The sequence below is a fragment of the Enterococcus sp. M-BR2 genome, assembly GCF_056612775.1.
In genome coordinates this window covers 2,095,163-2,110,307 of the sequence record NZ_CM152743.1, presented here as the reverse complement: position 1 = coordinate 2,110,307, position 15,145 = coordinate 2,095,163, and the positions used below count along the sequence as shown (strand labels likewise).

The 15,145-nt window shown below is 38.4% G+C and carries 14 protein-coding genes and 1 pseudogene; 2 read left to right on the top strand and 13 right to left on the bottom strand.

Annotation, left to right across the window (positions count from 1 at the left end; all coding sequences use genetic code 11):
* Positions 1-3: 3 nt before the first annotated feature.
* From oppC to AC1F25_RS10200, 3 genes are all read right to left on the bottom strand, one after another.
* The gene (oppC, locus tag AC1F25_RS10210) at positions 4-915 is read right to left on the bottom strand and encodes an oligopeptide ABC transporter permease OppC (protein WP_050396368.1); all 912 of its coding nucleotides are present in this window, start codon (positions 913-915) and stop codon (positions 4-6) included.
* Positions 916-940: 25 nt separating this feature from the next.
* Positions 941-2,422 carry an ABC transporter permease gene (locus AC1F25_RS10205; RefSeq protein ID WP_002313930.1) on the bottom strand — a complete coding sequence of 494 codons (1,482 nt, stop codon included), beginning with the start codon at positions 2,420-2,422 and terminating at the stop codon, positions 941-943.
* A gap of 81 nt (positions 2,423-2,503) precedes the next feature.
* On the bottom strand, positions 2,504-4,489 hold the full coding sequence (locus AC1F25_RS10200) for a peptide ABC transporter substrate-binding protein (RefSeq protein WP_002309867.1): 1,986 nt from the start codon (positions 4,487-4,489) through the stop codon (positions 2,504-2,506).
* A 623-nt stretch (positions 4,490-5,112) separates the two neighbouring features.
* Between AC1F25_RS10200 and AC1F25_RS10195 the strand changes: the two genes are divergently transcribed.
* A complete protein-coding gene (locus tag AC1F25_RS10195; RefSeq protein WP_002309868.1) occupies positions 5,113-5,616 on the top strand; it encodes a VanZ family protein in 504 nt (167 codons plus the stop codon).
* Positions 5,617-5,686: 70 nt separating this feature from the next.
* Here AC1F25_RS10195 and AC1F25_RS10190 read toward each other — a convergent pair.
* The 10 genes and pseudogenes from AC1F25_RS10190 to AC1F25_RS10145 form a co-directional block, all read right to left on the bottom strand.
* Positions 5,687-7,090 (bottom strand): annotated as a pseudogene (locus AC1F25_RS10190) (oxaloacetate decarboxylase subunit alpha).
* Positions 7,050-7,631: a citrate lyase holo-[acyl-carrier protein] synthase gene (gene citX / locus AC1F25_RS10185; RefSeq protein WP_002309871.1), complete on the bottom strand. Its 582-nt coding sequence runs from the start codon at positions 7,629-7,631 to the stop codon at positions 7,050-7,052. The pseudogene AC1F25_RS10190 and the gene citX overlap by 41 nt, the downstream one beginning before the upstream one ends.
* The gene (gene citF / locus AC1F25_RS10180) at positions 7,624-9,156 is read right to left on the bottom strand and encodes a citrate lyase subunit alpha (RefSeq protein ID WP_479994089.1); all 1,533 of its coding nucleotides are present in this window, start codon (positions 9,154-9,156) and stop codon (positions 7,624-7,626) included. Before citF ends, citX begins: the two co-directional genes overlap by 8 nt.
* A gap of 5 nt (positions 9,157-9,161) precedes the next feature.
* A complete protein-coding gene (gene citE, locus AC1F25_RS10175; protein ID WP_479994088.1) occupies positions 9,162-10,046 on the bottom strand; it encodes a citrate (pro-3S)-lyase subunit beta in 885 nt (294 codons plus the stop codon).
* The gene (gene citD, locus AC1F25_RS10170) at positions 10,034-10,342 is read right to left on the bottom strand and encodes a citrate lyase acyl carrier protein (RefSeq protein WP_002309875.1); all 309 of its coding nucleotides are present in this window, start codon (positions 10,340-10,342) and stop codon (positions 10,034-10,036) included. The genes citE and citD overlap by 13 nt, the downstream gene beginning before the upstream one ends.
* On the bottom strand, positions 10,305-11,339 hold the full coding sequence (citC, locus tag AC1F25_RS10165; RefSeq protein WP_479994087.1) for a [citrate (pro-3S)-lyase] ligase: 1,035 nt from the start codon (positions 11,337-11,339) through the stop codon (positions 10,305-10,307). Before citC ends, citD begins: the two co-directional genes overlap by 38 nt.
* A gap of 12 nt (positions 11,340-11,351) precedes the next feature.
* Complete coding sequence (locus AC1F25_RS10160) at positions 11,352-11,477, bottom strand: OadG-related small transporter subunit (RefSeq protein ID WP_479994086.1); 126 nt, start codon at positions 11,475-11,477, stop codon at positions 11,352-11,354.
* A 15-nt stretch (positions 11,478-11,492) separates the two neighbouring features.
* Positions 11,493-12,608 carry a sodium ion-translocating decarboxylase subunit beta gene (locus AC1F25_RS10155; protein ID WP_002316535.1) on the bottom strand — a complete coding sequence of 372 codons (1,116 nt, stop codon included), beginning with the start codon at positions 12,606-12,608 and terminating at the stop codon, positions 11,493-11,495.
* 30 nt (positions 12,609-12,638) lie between these two features.
* Positions 12,639-13,037, bottom strand: a complete 399-nt coding sequence (locus AC1F25_RS10150) for an acetyl-CoA carboxylase biotin carboxyl carrier protein subunit (protein ID WP_002309879.1) — start codon at positions 13,035-13,037, stop codon at positions 12,639-12,641.
* Positions 13,038-13,055: 18 nt separating this feature from the next.
* A complete protein-coding gene (locus tag AC1F25_RS10145; RefSeq protein WP_002312306.1) occupies positions 13,056-13,388 on the bottom strand; it encodes a hypothetical protein in 333 nt (110 codons plus the stop codon).
* A 410-nt stretch (positions 13,389-13,798) separates the two neighbouring features.
* On the opposite strand from AC1F25_RS10145, the gene AC1F25_RS10140 reads away from it, so the two are divergent.
* Positions 13,799-15,145, top strand: coding sequence for a CitMHS family transporter (locus AC1F25_RS10140; RefSeq protein WP_002312305.1), 1,347 nt, complete (start codon positions 13,799-13,801; stop codon positions 15,143-15,145).

The following is a 15,145-nucleotide window of genomic DNA, read 5'->3' as shown; positions in this document are numbered from 1 at the left end:
CTCCTAAATATGTGTTCTTGGATCTGCCGCATCTGCAAGAGTTTGTCCTACGATGTATAAAGAAACAGAAACTAACGCCAGTACAGTCACAGGAATCCAGAAAAGATAAGGGTAATTGCTCATGTTATTCGTATATTTTGCGATCAATCGTCCGAGGGAAGGAACATCACTGCTTAACCCAACGCCTAAGAATGAAAGAAATGTTTCATATGAAATAAACGAAGGTAGCGCTCTAGATATATCTGTCACGATGATAGAAATCAGATAAGGCAGGATATTACGAAAAATCATCCGCAAGGTCGGTGTTCCTAGTGTTTTTGAGGCTAGATTATACTCGCGGTCGCGGATGATCATGACTTGTACCCGAATAAAGTAAGCTACGCTCAGCCAGCTCGTCACACACATCGCAAAAATCAAATTCCAAAATCCGGAACCAAACGTATAAGAGAGAACGATAACGATCAGTAAAGTTGGCACATTCGAGATGATGTTGTAAATTTCCAACATGAAACGGTCAATTGCTTTAGATGTTCCCCAAATCGCCCCTACTACTACACCAATAACTGTAGTGATCAATGTAGCAATGACACTGATGGAAATTGATGTTTTTGCCCCTGCCCAAACTGCATCGAATAAGGACATGCCGTTAGCATCTGTACCAAACCAAAATTTTGCACTTGGTGGATTATAGCGTTTCGTAAAGTCATTGATATCTTTTACATCCATAAATTTATATCCGCTGAATAATGGCTGGATAAAGCTCATCAATAAGACAGCCAGCATCAGTATCAGCATAAAAATCGCAACTTTATTTGAAAAGAATTTACGCATGACCGAACGCCAATACGAATACTTCGGCGTATCAATCTTTTCTGAAGCTAACGAATTCGTTTCTACAAAAATGAATTCATTCATTTGTTCTGTTTTCACATTTTCCAAGCTATTTTCCTCCTGACGATAGTTTGATTCGCGGATCGACTAATGCCATTGCAATATCCCCGGCTAAGATTGAAAATACGGATACTGTGGTAAAGACAAAAACGATTGCGATAACTAATGGATTGTTATGGGTAATGATCGCATCAGGTAGCATTTTCCCCATACCTGGTGCAGCAAACACTGTTTCTGTGATCGTCGCCCCAGCAATCGCTCCGATGATACTTCCTGGAATCCCATTGACGATTGGGATAGCTGCATTTTTGAAAATGTGTTTTCTAGCAATTTCTTTCGCATTCAAACCTTTTGCTTTCGCAAATTTAACATAATCGGAAGACTGTTGGTCGATCATGTAACGTCTCAGCCAAATAACGATTCCAGAAACAGACAATAGTCCTAGAATCACTGTCGGTAATATATAGGAGCGAATATCTTGTGCGCCCAATGCTGGGAAGGAATCTGGCAAAGAAAACCAGCTGCTTCCAATAAATCGGAAGAAATAGATAAAGGCTAGACTTGGCACGGAAATCAGCACCGTTACGATAGCGATCCCTGCTTTATCTGGTATCTTTCCTTTGTAACGAGCCATCAACATCGCAGCAGGTATGCCGATCGCATAAGCAATAACAACAGCGATGGCTCCCATACGAAATGATGTGCCGATCATCGATGGGTCTTGGTAATTCGTATCTGTGATGACATAATTATCAGAAAAATATTTTTTGTCTCGTGAAGAGATGTTTTTTGTTTTCTGATATTGACGGAGATAGATGTTAGCAGAAGAGCGCGCTGTAAAATCATCATTAAATGTTGTCTCTGTACTTTCTGTTTTCCCTTGTCCTCCTGAAAGGATGCTTGTTACCGCTTGTCCAGCAAATGTCGGATATGAAGTGCCTAGATTCAAATGAACGATATTTTGATGGATATAAGGAAATTGTCCATTGAAATAGATTTGGTATTTATATTGTGTTCCTGAACCGACAAGTGCCCAACCGACCAACTCATCGTTTTCGATACGCAGAGAATGTTTTAAGTTAGGATTGCTGGCATCTTTTACTTTCCAAGGGTGATCGATTTGGATCATATTCGCATAGAAATTCACTACGCGTTTTACTAATGGGATATCTTTTGTCGCATAATATTCTTTGCTGATTGGAAATTGTTTGAGCGTCCAACCATTTTTCTTCGCCCAATCTTGGTATTTTTCTTCTAACTGCTCAGAAGAGGCTTTTTCTGATGAACTACTTCCTACTTCTTTTTTCAGTTCTTTCGTCGTGTGGTATTCGATATAACCCATCTTGCTGAAAGCTGTGTTTTCATAATCTGCCAGTTCATCTGGTTTTGCCTTTAATTTTCCGTAATTCACATCATTTTGAAATATCGTTTTTCTCGGAACAAGTGAATAGATCACCGCATAGGTTAAGGTAGTTACAAGAAAAATACTAAGTATAGAGCGCAGGACTCTAAATAAAAGGTATCTTTTCACAATTTTCCCTCTCTTTCATCATATAAGTAAAAAAGGCTACAATAGAAATTGAAAGCCTTTTTTACTATTCATTCAGCTAAATTACTTAGAACTTGTTGTTTCTGCTTCTTTCGCAGTTTCTTCTTTTTTCGTTTCCCAAGCTTTCTTCGCTTTGTCGTATTGATCTGTTGTGACGATATCGCTTTGTACTTCTACATATTTCAGTTTGTTTGCAGCAATTCCTGCCCAACCATATGGTCCACTAAATGGCACTACATTTGTGACACGCGGCGTCCCACCATCCGCATAAATTGGTACTTGCAAAGCATTATCTAACAACCAAGCTTCTGCATCTGCATAAGCAGTGTAACGAGCATCTAAATCATCAGTGATAGCAGCGGCTTTATCCAATAATGCGTCGTATTCAGGTAAGTTGATTGCTTTTTTCGCAGCAGTTGATGGATCCGTTCCTTGTACTACGGCAGAAGCTTCCAGTCCAAGTGTATGGATCATATCCCCTTTGCGTGAATCATAGATATTCAAGTAAGAAGATGGATCAGTGTAGTCTGGACCCCAACCAGAGGCATTTGTAATGTCAAAGTCGCCAGCTTGTCCGGTCGTTGCTTGATAAGTAGCAGCTAAATATTTATCTTCATTCAATAGTTGAACATCAACCACTACGTTATCTGATCCTAAAGAAGTTTCCACTGATTTTTTCAAAGATTTGACCATGTTGACACTAATCTCAGAAGTTTCCTCAACTGGCATATCTAAATGAATAGGGAATTGCACACCTTTTGCTTCTAGTTCTGTTTTTGCTTTTTCCATATATTCTTTGGCTTTGTCTGCGTTATAATACCCATCTTGTCCATCAGATAAATTTACATCGCCAAAAGCATCGGAATCCAGTGCTTTTAATTTACTTGCCACTGTATCACCGTAAGGTTTTCCGCCAATTTCTACAAAATCGGTAGGAACAAGTGTATTACGTAATGCTTTATTGGCTCCTTCTTCTCCTACACTTTGTGCGTTATAGCTTTTCTTATCAAATCCGAATAGAATAGCTAAACGGAAATTGCGATCTAAAATAGCTTTCTGTGTATCTTCTTTTTCTTTATCTGTTGTTTTTGAAGTTGCATCAAATGTACCTCGGTTAAAGTTAAATGTTAAATTGTATGTGGATCCACCTGTTTGAGACCAAGTCACACCATCTGGATAAGCTTTTGTTACGTCTTTATATCCTGGTGAGTTTGGATAAACACGAGCAAGAGATAATTCTCCATTTTCGTAAGATTTAAATAACCCATCGGGATCACTTCCATCATTGTAGGTCCATTTTACTGTGTCTAAATGGACATTTTTAGGATCCCAATAAGATTCATTCTTCGTATATTCGATAACTGATTTAGCTGTATTGTTTGCAAGGATGAAGGGTCCATTATAAAGGATGGAGTCTGGTGTTGGTTTACCGAAATCTTTCCCTTTTGATTTTAGGAACTCTTCATTGATTGGATATAAGATACCGTAAGTCGTTTTTGAGTTCCAGAATGGTTCAGGTTTATTCAATGTGTATTGCAACGTATAGTCATCTACTGCTTTTACCCCAACAGTAGAAAAATCATTCGTTTTACCATCTATATAATCAGATAAGCCTTTGATACTATCTGCCACGATATATAACGTTTGTGATTGTACATCTACCGCGTGTTTCAACCCAGTAACAAAGTCATTTGCTGTCACATCAGCCCCATACTCATTTCCTTCACTATCCACCCAAGGAACACCTTTGCGAAGATGATACGTATAAGTCAACCCGTCATCACTAACTTCCCATGACTTAGCCATATCGCCTTTCAGGTTCCCGTATTGGTCATTTTCCAAAAGACCTTCCACAAAGTTAGTATAGTGGTCACTATTCGTTTTACGGGATGAGAATGTGTAATCTAGCGTTTCAAGATCTGTTACATATACAGAACTATATTCTGATACAAGGTCACTTTTCTTTGAAGAGCTAGACCCTTTTGCATTACTCCCGCATGCTCCCAGCATAACGGCACTTACTAGAAGCAAAGCTAAAACTTTTTTCATATAATGTATATCCCCCTCTTATTTATACTGCTTTCACCCTTTTCAACCCCTATTAACCAGATAATTGCGCAACATGTTTAATTAATAAATCACCTGAAATAATTAAAAGATAATGAAAGTTATTGAAATAATACAATTGGTATTAGGCAATGTCAAGGTGATTCGGCAAAATAATTCGAATTATCTGAAATTTATATATATAACTATATATGCAATTATCTAACTTTTTCTTTTTATCATCAAGAAAATAAAAAAGTAAATATCATTAATGAAATGAGCGTAAAACGAATGAATCCGAAGAAAAAAGTGTTGAAAGACTTATCTTTCCATAATTTTTTCATGTATAGCATATTCCATCTTTATACAAAAAATAATATATATATGCATTTAGTTTATATAATTATTAAAAATAATCTTTGAGAGGAAAATGTGGATGAATAAAAATTACTTAAGTTATACATTTGAATATTTTCTCATTTTAAACTCATTTAAAAGAAACCGGATTCCCAACAAAAAAAGCTTCTAATTTTCGTACGATAACTACATTGGCCCTTAAACTTCATACTTTTTTATGATTTTTCAGCGGTTTTCGATGGTATACTTTTTAAATGGAGGAGATGTCTATGCGGTATGTATCAAAATTTTTATTAGGGATTTATTTATTCTTTCTATTATGGTTGATTTTATTCAAGCTGTCATTTAATCTTCCACAATTTCTCACTTATTCTTATAGCAATGTCAATCTCGTCCCTTTTTCTACTTTTTCTTTTGAAAATACGACGGTTTTGCGCGAGACCACTTATAACTTGATTGTCTTTTTTCCTTTTGGGGTGCTTTTGGATGTCAATTTCAAAGGGCTTTCCTTTTCTAAAAAATTAGGGATCATTTTCCTTGTAAGCTTCTTCGCAGAGTTTATTCAATTCCTATTCGTTATTGGCGTAGCGGATATCACTGATGTAATTACTAATACAACAGGAGGTCTGATTGGATTATGGTTCTATCAGCTTTTAAACAAACACATATCGACAAATAAATTGGATCGCCTAGCCGTTATTTTGGGGTACATTTTATTGTTATTTCTAATCGTAGCTTTTTTATTTTTGACACGTACTATCCGTCTTCGATAAAATCGTTCATAAAAGAGGACCGTCACAGATACATTCCAGTGTGTACCTATGACAGTCCTTTTTTATTCAATTATTGATTTTCAAAAAAATCGATTTTCACCTCTACCATTTGGAGTGGGACATCGTAAAATCGATCTTCTCTTCTTCCTAGAAAATCTTTTGCCTGTATTGGAAACAAAGCATACATCAAGACATCTTCCTCAGATTTTGCATAATTTGAAATTTCTTGACGAAAAGCTGGAAGTTGGGGCTCAATGAAATCTGCTGGACGAACGGTGATTACATTCTCCTCACCAATGATCAATTTTTTTATTTCTTTCTGTATAGGAACTGGTGGATGCCCATATAAGCCTCGTACATAATCTTTGATTTCACTTGGGACAAGCTTGTAGCGTTCGCCGGTAATCACATTCATTAATGCTTGAGTTCCTACCATCTGGGAAAGAGGCATAACAAGCGGCGGGAATCCTAGATCTGCCCGTACTCTCGGTACCTCTTTCAATACATCTTCATATTTGTCCTGCAGTCCTTGTTAAGTCAATTGACTTAACAGATTGGAAAGCATTCCTCCAGGAACTTGGTAAATTAATGCTTTAGGTTCTGTATCTTTTACTTTTGGATTCAATTGTCCTTCTTCTCTAAATCGATCTCGGATAGGATTGAAATATTCTGCGATTTCTTCTGTTTTTTGTAGATCCAATCCTGTATCGAAGCCCATATCCTCCAAAGCCATCGCTATAGACTCCGTTGCCGGTTGGCTCGTTCCGCCAGCAAATGAAGAAATTGCTGTATCGATAATATCTGCTCCTGCTTCAGCTGTTTTCAAATAAGTCATCTCTGAAATTCCACTAGTTGCATGCGTGTGGATCTCCAAAGGAACATCTACAGCATCTTTGATACGCCTAACTAATTCGTATCCGGTATTGGGGGTCAATACGCCCGCCATGTCTTTGATACAAATAGAATCTGCACCGATTTGAACCATTTCTTTTGCTAATTCAGTAAAATATTCCACCGTATGAACATCACTTGTGGTATATGAGATTGCTGTTTGGCAATGACCACCAGCTTCTTTTGTAGCACTAATCGCCGTTTGCAGGTTTCTCGTATCATTTAATGCATCAAACACTCTTATGATATCAATCCCGTTTTGGATTGACTTTTCGACAAAAGATCGTACCACGTCATCTGCATAATTTTTATAGCCTAATAAATTTTGTCCGCGCAAAAGCATCTGCAATTTTGTGTTTTTTACTTCTTTTCGGATACTTCTCAATCTTTCCCAAGGATCTTCATTCAAAAACCGTATACAAGAATCAAATGTTGCTCCTCCCCATACTTCCAAGGCAGAATAACCGGCTTGATCCATTGTATGCAAGATTGGTAGCATATCTTTTGTTGGCATACGTGTAGCAATCAAACTTTGCTGTCCATCACGTAAGACTGTTTCCATCAATCGGATTTTTTTTGCCATTATTTTTTCCCCTCCCCTTTGCTGTAATTAGCAGAATCGCTTCCTGCATTTCTTTCATACTATGTTTTCGTGAACGTCCACATACTTTTGCTTGCTCCTGACAGAGATAACAAGTTCTTGGGGGATGACCTAAACTGCTTCTGCTGATTGGGTTCGGCTGCCCGTCAACTAAACACAAAATATCTAGATCAACCAGACGCCCAAACGGATGTCTTTCTTCGATTTCTAACATGGTCTCCTTCGCTTCCTTTTCAGGCATTGAAAGTAGCAAATAATATTCTGGTCCAGTGACTTCTTTTCGATATAAACGAAGGATGGCATGTAAAGCTATCGCATCTTCTACAACTTCAATGATCTGTTCAAATAGTTCTGCTAATCCTACAGAGTATTTGACAGGCCCAGGTATATTCAACGTTGCACAAAGCAAAACAGTATTTTCTTTCATCGATAACATTTCTTTTTGGATTTCTGCTCGTTTCGTACGTGCTGTAAGCATTTGCTCCAAACCAACAGTTGTTCCTTGGAATAATTGATTACACATTTTTTACCACATCGATAATCGTCCCATCTCTATATTCGACCAAAGCAACAATCTCTTCGCCATAATTGATCGGTTCTGGTGTCCCTACGATCCCATATGCTTTTTCTTTCAGTTCAGTAATCGTAAATTGTGGGATATCTATTTGTTTAAAGTGTTGGATCAGATCTTTCCGCTTAGGATTGATAGCAATCCCAAATTCCGTAACAACCACATCAATACTCGAACCAGGTGTTACTACAGTATTGACTTTATCTACAATTGTCGGAATCCGTCCTCGTACAAGTGGCGCAATTACTAAACTCATTTGGCAAGCCATACTAGTATCAGGATGTCCTCCTGCTGCGCCTCGAATCACCCCATCTGATCCAGTAATGACATTGACATGATAATCCGTATCAATTTCTAAAGCAGAAAGGATAGCTGTGTCTAGCTGATTGATAAATGATCCTTTGCTCAAAGGAGACGCGTACATATTGGCATCAATCTCATAATGATGTCTGTTTTCTCCCAGTGAACAAGCAGAAGGATGATCAAAATCTTGGACATCAATGATTTTTTCTACTAATCCTTCTTGCAATAGATCGACCATCGCTTTCGTGATACCGCCAAGAGCAAAGCTTGCTTTAATCCCGTCTTGAAGCATCGATTCACGTAAAAAGCGTGTCACCGCTAATGCTGCTCCACCTGTACCTGTCTGAAAAGAAAAACCTTCATGATAATAAGGAGACTGAGTGATTACTTTAGCCGCATATTCTGCGATTAGTAACTCTTTTGGATTTTTAGTGAATCGTGTAGCCCCTTTAGCAATACCTTCTGGGTCTCCAATCGAATCTATTTCAACAACGAAATCAACATCTGTTTGTGGGATGCTAATAGGTGTATTAGGAAAAGGTACAAGCGTGTCCGTCACAATTACTACTTGATCTGCGTATTTTGCGTCAACCATTGCATAGCCTAAAGAACCACATGTTGCTTTACCAACTGTTCCATTTGCATTTCCATAAACATCTGAACTAGGCGCACCTAAAAACGCAACATCGATAGATAGGTCTCCTGCCGTTATCGCCCTTGCCCTTCCACCATGAGACCGTATAATCACAGGAGCATCCATTATTCCAGAAGAAATTGCTGCCCCAACCTCGTCTCGTAATCCACTAGTTGTAATATGGGTGACGACTCCATTTTTGATATAATCGATCAAAGGTTCATGAATATTGGCAATCGAGCTAGGCGCAATCGTTAAATCTTTGATACCCATCGCTGAAATTTCTGCCAAAACCTTGTTCATGACTTGATCTCCTTCGCGAAAATGATGGTGGAATGAAATCGTCATACCGTCTTTCAAGCCTGTTCGCTCAATTGCTTCGCGTAAATTGCTTAACAATTTTGTTTCACGTGGTGTTTTTGGTTTAATGTTGCGACTGGCTTCTTTATACGAATTGATGTGCGCAAGTTCACCTTCGAAAATACCGTAATGTTCAGCATATTCTTTTGGTATCTCTCTACCTGCTTGATTCAAAACCATTTTCATCACTCCTCTTCACTTAGTAGATTGGTAGCTTTTGCAAGTGCAATCACCCGCTCAGCACGCTCCACGATTGGTTTATCGATCATTTTTCCATTCAAAGAAATAACGCCAGAACCTCTGGAATCTGCCTCTTCAATTGCCCAAATAACTTCTTTTGCATGTTGGATATCTGCTTTAGTTGGTGCATAGATTTCGTGTACGACAGGGATTTGGCGAGGATTGATCACTGATTTACCATCAAAGCCTAGTTGTTTGATAAGCGCCGTCTCCGCTTGAAATCCAGCCATGTTTTCTACATCTGAATAAATCGTATCGATAGCGGCTATACCAGCAGTACGTGCAGCGTGCAAAATCATGCTCCGAGCAAAGAACAATTCTTGTCCATCAGGGTAACGTTTTGTTTTCATATTCGTCACATAGTCTTCGGCTCCTAAAGCAATACCAACTATTCGTGGAGATGCTTGTGCGATTTCCCGTGAATTCAGCACACCTTCTGCTGATTCAATAGCAGCCATCATTTTAGTCGTGCCGACTGTACAGCCGAATATTTCCTCTGCTTTGGTAATCACTTTATCCACTGCAATGATCTCTTGAGCTGTTTCTGTTTTAGGCAACCTAATAACATCCACACCGGCTGAGACAACAGCTTTGATATCTTCTTCACCACTTTGTTCCAAAGCATTGATTCTGACAACTGTTTCTACATTACCGTAATCTATAGTTTTTAAAGCAAAATGCACAAGGGTACGAGCAGCATCTTTTTCTTTCAGCGATACAGCATCTTCCAAATCAAACATGATGGAATCAGCACCATATAATGGGGCATCCCTCAACATAGCATCATTTGCACCAGGAACAAACATCATCGTTCTTCTCAATTTTTCCATTTGTCGATTTCCCCCCAATCATAAGCGTCTTTCTCGGCAGCCCGATAAACGGCAGTAATCAATCGAGCAATAATCGTACAATCTAATGCTCCTTTGTCGATTGCTGTTACTTTTGCTGAAGTTACCTTTAAATGAGTCAGTGTTTCTGTTATTACTTGTCGAATCTGCTTGCCAAACTGTTTCTCTACACTACTGTCTAAAGAAATGCTAAGTGTCTCTTTTTCATTTGGTTCGATCGTTATCAAAATATCGCTGGATTCAACGGTACCAGCAGCTGCAACTTGTTTTATTTCCACATGTCATCACTCCTTTTTGATGTAAGTATTCAAGCGTAGTCTCAGGTAGGAATTTCATTAGTTTTTGTTCATTTCGTTCTTTTATTGCTTGCCGTGCTTTTGTCGCACTAATGGTTTCGCCGTTACAGCTCAAACGAGGAAGAATAATAAGAGAAATGTCCGAATCAAAAACTTCTTTCATGGTTTGATTATAAAGATTCGTGACCTCTGAAAAAGGTTCTTCCCCTACAAAGCGTTTATTGATGTGTAAAATTGGTGCTATTTTTTCTTTGAAAAGCTGTGAATCAAAAGTTGCTTGTATACGAGCTTGTTCGATTGGTGCTTTTTCCTTTAAAAAATATGCAGAAAACACCGCAGCAGATATAAGATAATCATTTGTTGGCAGTACACTGACGTTTTTAAGATGGGCTACACCTCTTTTGACCATTTCAAAACGATCAGCCGCTGAAAACATTGATTCTTCTGCGGATAAAACAAAGAGATACACATATTCACTTTCTTTTGCAGCAGATTCGACTAAATATTGGTGTCCTTTCGTAAATGGGTTTGCATTTATGACGATCCCGCTAGCACTTTCTGCCTTCTTAGACTGTTTCAGTAGTGCTTTGTATTCATTGAAATTCGGTGCTCCTAACTCCATAAAAGCGACTTCTCTCGTTGAAAAGACTTCTTTAAAACCTAACGATCGGAACACTCTTTGATTTTCCAATTTAGTATAAATAAAATAATGCAACTTGCCTTCTTCTCTAAGCTTCTCGATTAAATGGTTGATGATCCGAATCAGAAGTTTTTCCGACTGATATTTTTTACAGACAGCAATGTATTTAATGACCTGCCCTTCATAAGACCCTGAGGCAATCAACTGATCACCATCATAAATACCAACTGTATAATCTGGACACTCGTTTCCACTCAACCCTACAGTATGCAACAATTCCTGCCACTTAATCATTGTTTGATGTTCTTTAGATAGCCAAAGCTGTTTAAGTACGTACATAAAAGCCCTTCTTTATTTTTTTATCGGAAATGTCTTGGTCAGCAGTAAAGAAGCTAAATAAATAATCAAAATCACTACGAATACGCCGCCCCAGCCAAACAATAGTAATTCGAATTCCTTATATAAATCTTCTGTCATTTTTATTCCTCCTTTTTATGTGAGCAGTGCCAAAAGCAGTCCACCTGCGATAACGGAAGCAATCTGACCTGAAACATTCGCTCCAGCTGCATGCATCAAAATAAAATTCTGCGGATCTTCATCTGTTGCCATCTTCTGTATGACTCGACTAGACATTGGAAAAGCAGAGATCCCAGCTGCACCAATCATTGGATTCACTTTTTCTTTGCGGAATAGATTCAGCAGTTTTGCGAATAGCACTCCACCGACAGAATCCATGATAAAGGCTACTAGCCCTAGACCGATCACTATCAATGTATCGACTTTCAAAAATTCTTCGTACTGCATCTTGACAGAAATCGACAGACCTAACAAAATACTGATGATATTCACTAATTCGTTTTGTGCTGTAATAGATAATCGATCCAACACGCCACATTCTCTCAACAAATTCCCAAACATCAAGAAACCCACAAGAGGTAAAGACACAGGTGCAATAAGCCCAGCTACGACCGAAATCACTACAGGAAACAATATCTTAGCTGTTTGAGAAACTTCGCCTGCACGGTAGCTCATACGGATTTGACGTTCTTTTTTGGTCGTTACTGCTTTGATGGCGACTGGTTGGATGATTGGAACTAGTGCCATATACGAATAAGCAGCAACCATAATCGCTCCCATATATTTTGAATTCAGCGTATTCGCTACAAAAATAGATGTTGGCCCGTCTGCGGCTCCGATAATCCCAATCGAGGCTGCGTCATTTAAATCAAATCCTAATAAGACGGCCACGATTACCGTAAAGAAAATCCCGAATTGAGCTGCTGCCCCAAACAACAGCAAAAACGGATTTTGCAATAACGGTCCAAAATCGATCATCGCGCCAATCCCAATAAATAAAAGTAAAGGAAATAATTCTGTGCTGATCCCCATTTCAAATAAAACTTGAAACGGCCCCGCTTCTCCGCCCGCACTAAGTACCCCTGAATTGGGAAAATTGACCAAAATCGTACCTAGTCCCATAGGCACAAGTAAGGTTGGTTCATATTCCTTTTTTATTCCTAGATACATCAGTATGCCACCGATGATCATCATAACTAAGCGTCCAGGTTCCGTTGCGATCCCAGTTACACCTTCAATCAATGTCTCCATAAACTTCACTTCCTCTTTTTAAATTAACGATCACGAAACCGTAATCAATGCATCACCAGGATTGACCATATCCCCCGCAGTAACATGGATAGCAGCTACTGTTCCAGCTTTTCCAGCTACAATTTCATTCTCCATTTTCATGGCTTCTAAAATCATCAATGGCTGATTCTCCTGAACAGCTTCCCCATTGTCAACAAGTATTCTTAAGATCGTGCCAGGCATCGGAGCAGTGATGGCATCATCTGTTCCTTGAGCTATCGGCGTAAGGGGTGCTGTCTCTCTTTTTAACGGTGTTTCCTCTTCTTGACTTATTGGCTTCTGAACAACAGATTGGCTAGGCATAGACAGTTGTTGAGGAGTGCCGCCAATCTCTTCCATTTCTACTAAATACTCTTTTCCATCAATCGTTAATTTGAATTTACGTAGCATTTTTTCGACCTCCAATAATTATTTCTCTTTTTTTCTCATAATTTTTCTTACAATGAATTGCGATTTTTCTTTTTCTCCTGCTACGATACTTGTCGCAATCATGGAGACAAGTACAGCTTCAGGATTGCGTTCTTGGATACTTCTGACTACGAATCGGCTTTTTGGCTGATCGTTGGCAACAATAGCAGCAGAGATTACACTCACTATCTCGTTATTTTCGGAACTTGTGGGAATATATTCTGGAACCGCTTCCCATTCATCTGAAAATAAAGCTTCGTTTGATGGATGTTTTGTGTGAAATTCTTCTTTTTGCTGCTTTTCTTTTTTGAACAAGTTTTTCAAAAAGTTCAAGTCCTTTCTCCTTTCTCCGTTATTCGACTCATTTCCATTATAAAAATAACTAAAAAATCAGCTAGCATTATTTTATGTTTGAATTGTTTTTTCGCTGTTCCTTTTTTTCAAAAAATAAATAAAACTCTTTAAAACGTTGGTATATAAGTATTTTCTTCGAATTAATATTTCGTTAAGAACTTATTAAGCTAAAGCTAAGAAATAAGTTTAGGAATTGTTTTTTCTCTGTTCTTTTTCATCATTCATCTTTTCACTGTATTTCATATTGATTATTCTTAACCACGTTAAGCAATGAATTGATAAAAAACAAAAAGGAGGCGTGAGGTGGCTCAAGAGCCAAATGTATTTATTTTTTTACAGCAACATGTCAACGCTTACATTTATTTTAGAATTAGAGAGGAAGAACTATCATGATACTTACAATTTTATCTTATGCAATGATTATCGTGTTTATGTTTGTCATTATGAAAAAGAAAATGTCACCATTTACAGCGTTAGTTATTATCCCACTTTGTTTTACAATTATCGCGATGCTAGCTGGTGTAGCCGATAAAGGAAATATCGGCGATTTTGTCTTAGAAGGTGTAGCTACTACAGCAAATACAGGGATTATGCTACTTTTTGCTATTTTATACTTTTCAATTATGTTAGACGCAGGTTTATTTGACCCGATTACAAGGAAAATGATCTATTTTGCTAAGGGAGATCCAATGAAAGTCCTAGTGGCGACTGCAGTCGTTGCAGCAGCAGTATCACTAAACGGGGATGGAACGACAACTACATTGATTTGTTGCTCTGCGTTCATCCCGATCTATAAAAAACTAAAGATGAAAATGATGAATCTTGGTGTGCTGATCATCCTTCAAAACACTATCATGAATCTGCTTCCTTGGGGTGGACCAACTGCTCGTGCAATGGCAGTTCTAGAAGTTGATGCGGATATCTTGACTTATTTGCTCCCAGGAATGTTTTTCTCATTGCTTTATGTCATCTTATTTGTTGCTCGTCGTATGGGAAAACAAGAGCGGGCGAGGCTTGGAATCACTGAGTTGACAGATGCAGAAATCAAAGAAATGACAACTGTTTCTGATCCAGATATGCTAAAGATTCGTTGTCCACAAAATTTTTTATTCAATGCTGCATTGACGATTCTTCTCATCGGCTGGTTAGTTGCCAGTTCTTTCATCTCAAGTATTGCTCTTCCACCTATCCTTTTGTTTTTAGTAGGAACATGTATTGCTTTGATGGTCAATTACCCAGTATTGAAAGAGCAATCAGAACGAATCGGCGCAAATGGTGGCGATGCTGTTCAAGTAGTCATCCTTGTTTTTGCCGCAGGAATCTTCATGGGCTTATTCCAAGGTTCCGGTATGGCCACCGCTTTAGCTAATAGTTTCACGCACCTTATTCCTCAGCAGCTTGCTGGGTTTTGGGGATTGGTCATTGCTTTGATCTCTGCACCAGGAACATTTTTTATTTCAAATGATGGTTTCTATTTTGGTGTTTTACCAGTCTTAGCAGAAGCAGGTCGTGCTTATGGATTTACTAATATGCAGATGGCTCTTGCCTCCTTATTAGGACAGGCTTTTCATTTACTGAGTCCGCTAGTCGCATTTATTTATCTGCTTTTGCGCCTGACAGGTTTAGATATGGGACAATGGCAAAAAGAAGCGGCAAAGTATGCATTAGGGATCTTCATCATTTTCGTCGTTACGATCATTCTTTTAGGACATATGCCGCTTTACATTCCTCAATAA

Excerpts from the sequence above, each read along its gene's own strand:
- oppC (WP_050396368.1), bottom strand. The coding sequence starts at position 915 with ATGAATGAATTCATTTTTGTAGAAACGAATTCGTTAGCTTCAGAAAAG.
- AC1F25_RS10200 (WP_002309867.1), bottom strand. The coding sequence starts at position 4,489 with ATGAAAAAAGTTTTAGCTTTGCTTCTAGTAAGTGCCGTTATGCTGGGA.
- AC1F25_RS10195 (WP_002309868.1), top strand. The coding sequence starts at position 5,113 with ATGCGGTATGTATCAAAATTTTTATTAGGGATTTATTTATTCTTTCTA.
- citX (WP_002309871.1), bottom strand. The coding sequence starts at position 7,631 with ATGTGTAATCAATTATTCCAAGGAACAACTGTTGGTTTGGAGCAAATG.
- citF (WP_479994089.1), bottom strand. The coding sequence starts at position 9,156 with ATGGTTTTGAATCAAGCAGGTAGAGAGATACCAAAAGAATATGCTGAA.
- citE (WP_479994088.1), bottom strand. The coding sequence starts at position 10,046 with ATGGAAAAATTGAGAAGAACGATGATGTTTGTTCCTGGTGCAAATGAT.
- citC (WP_479994087.1), bottom strand. The coding sequence starts at position 11,339 with ATGTACGTACTTAAACAGCTTTGGCTATCTAAAGAACATCAAACAATG.
- AC1F25_RS10160 (WP_479994086.1), bottom strand. The coding sequence starts at position 11,477 with ATGACAGAAGATTTATATAAGGAATTCGAATTACTATTGTTTGGCTGG.
- AC1F25_RS10155 (WP_002316535.1), bottom strand. The coding sequence starts at position 12,608 with ATGGAGACATTGATTGAAGGTGTAACTGGGATCGCAACGGAACCTGGA.
- AC1F25_RS10150 (WP_002309879.1), bottom strand. The coding sequence starts at position 13,037 with ATGCTACGTAAATTCAAATTAACGATTGATGGAAAAGAGTATTTAGTA.
- AC1F25_RS10140 (WP_002312305.1), top strand. The coding sequence starts at position 13,799 with ATGATACTTACAATTTTATCTTATGCAATGATTATCGTGTTTATGTTT.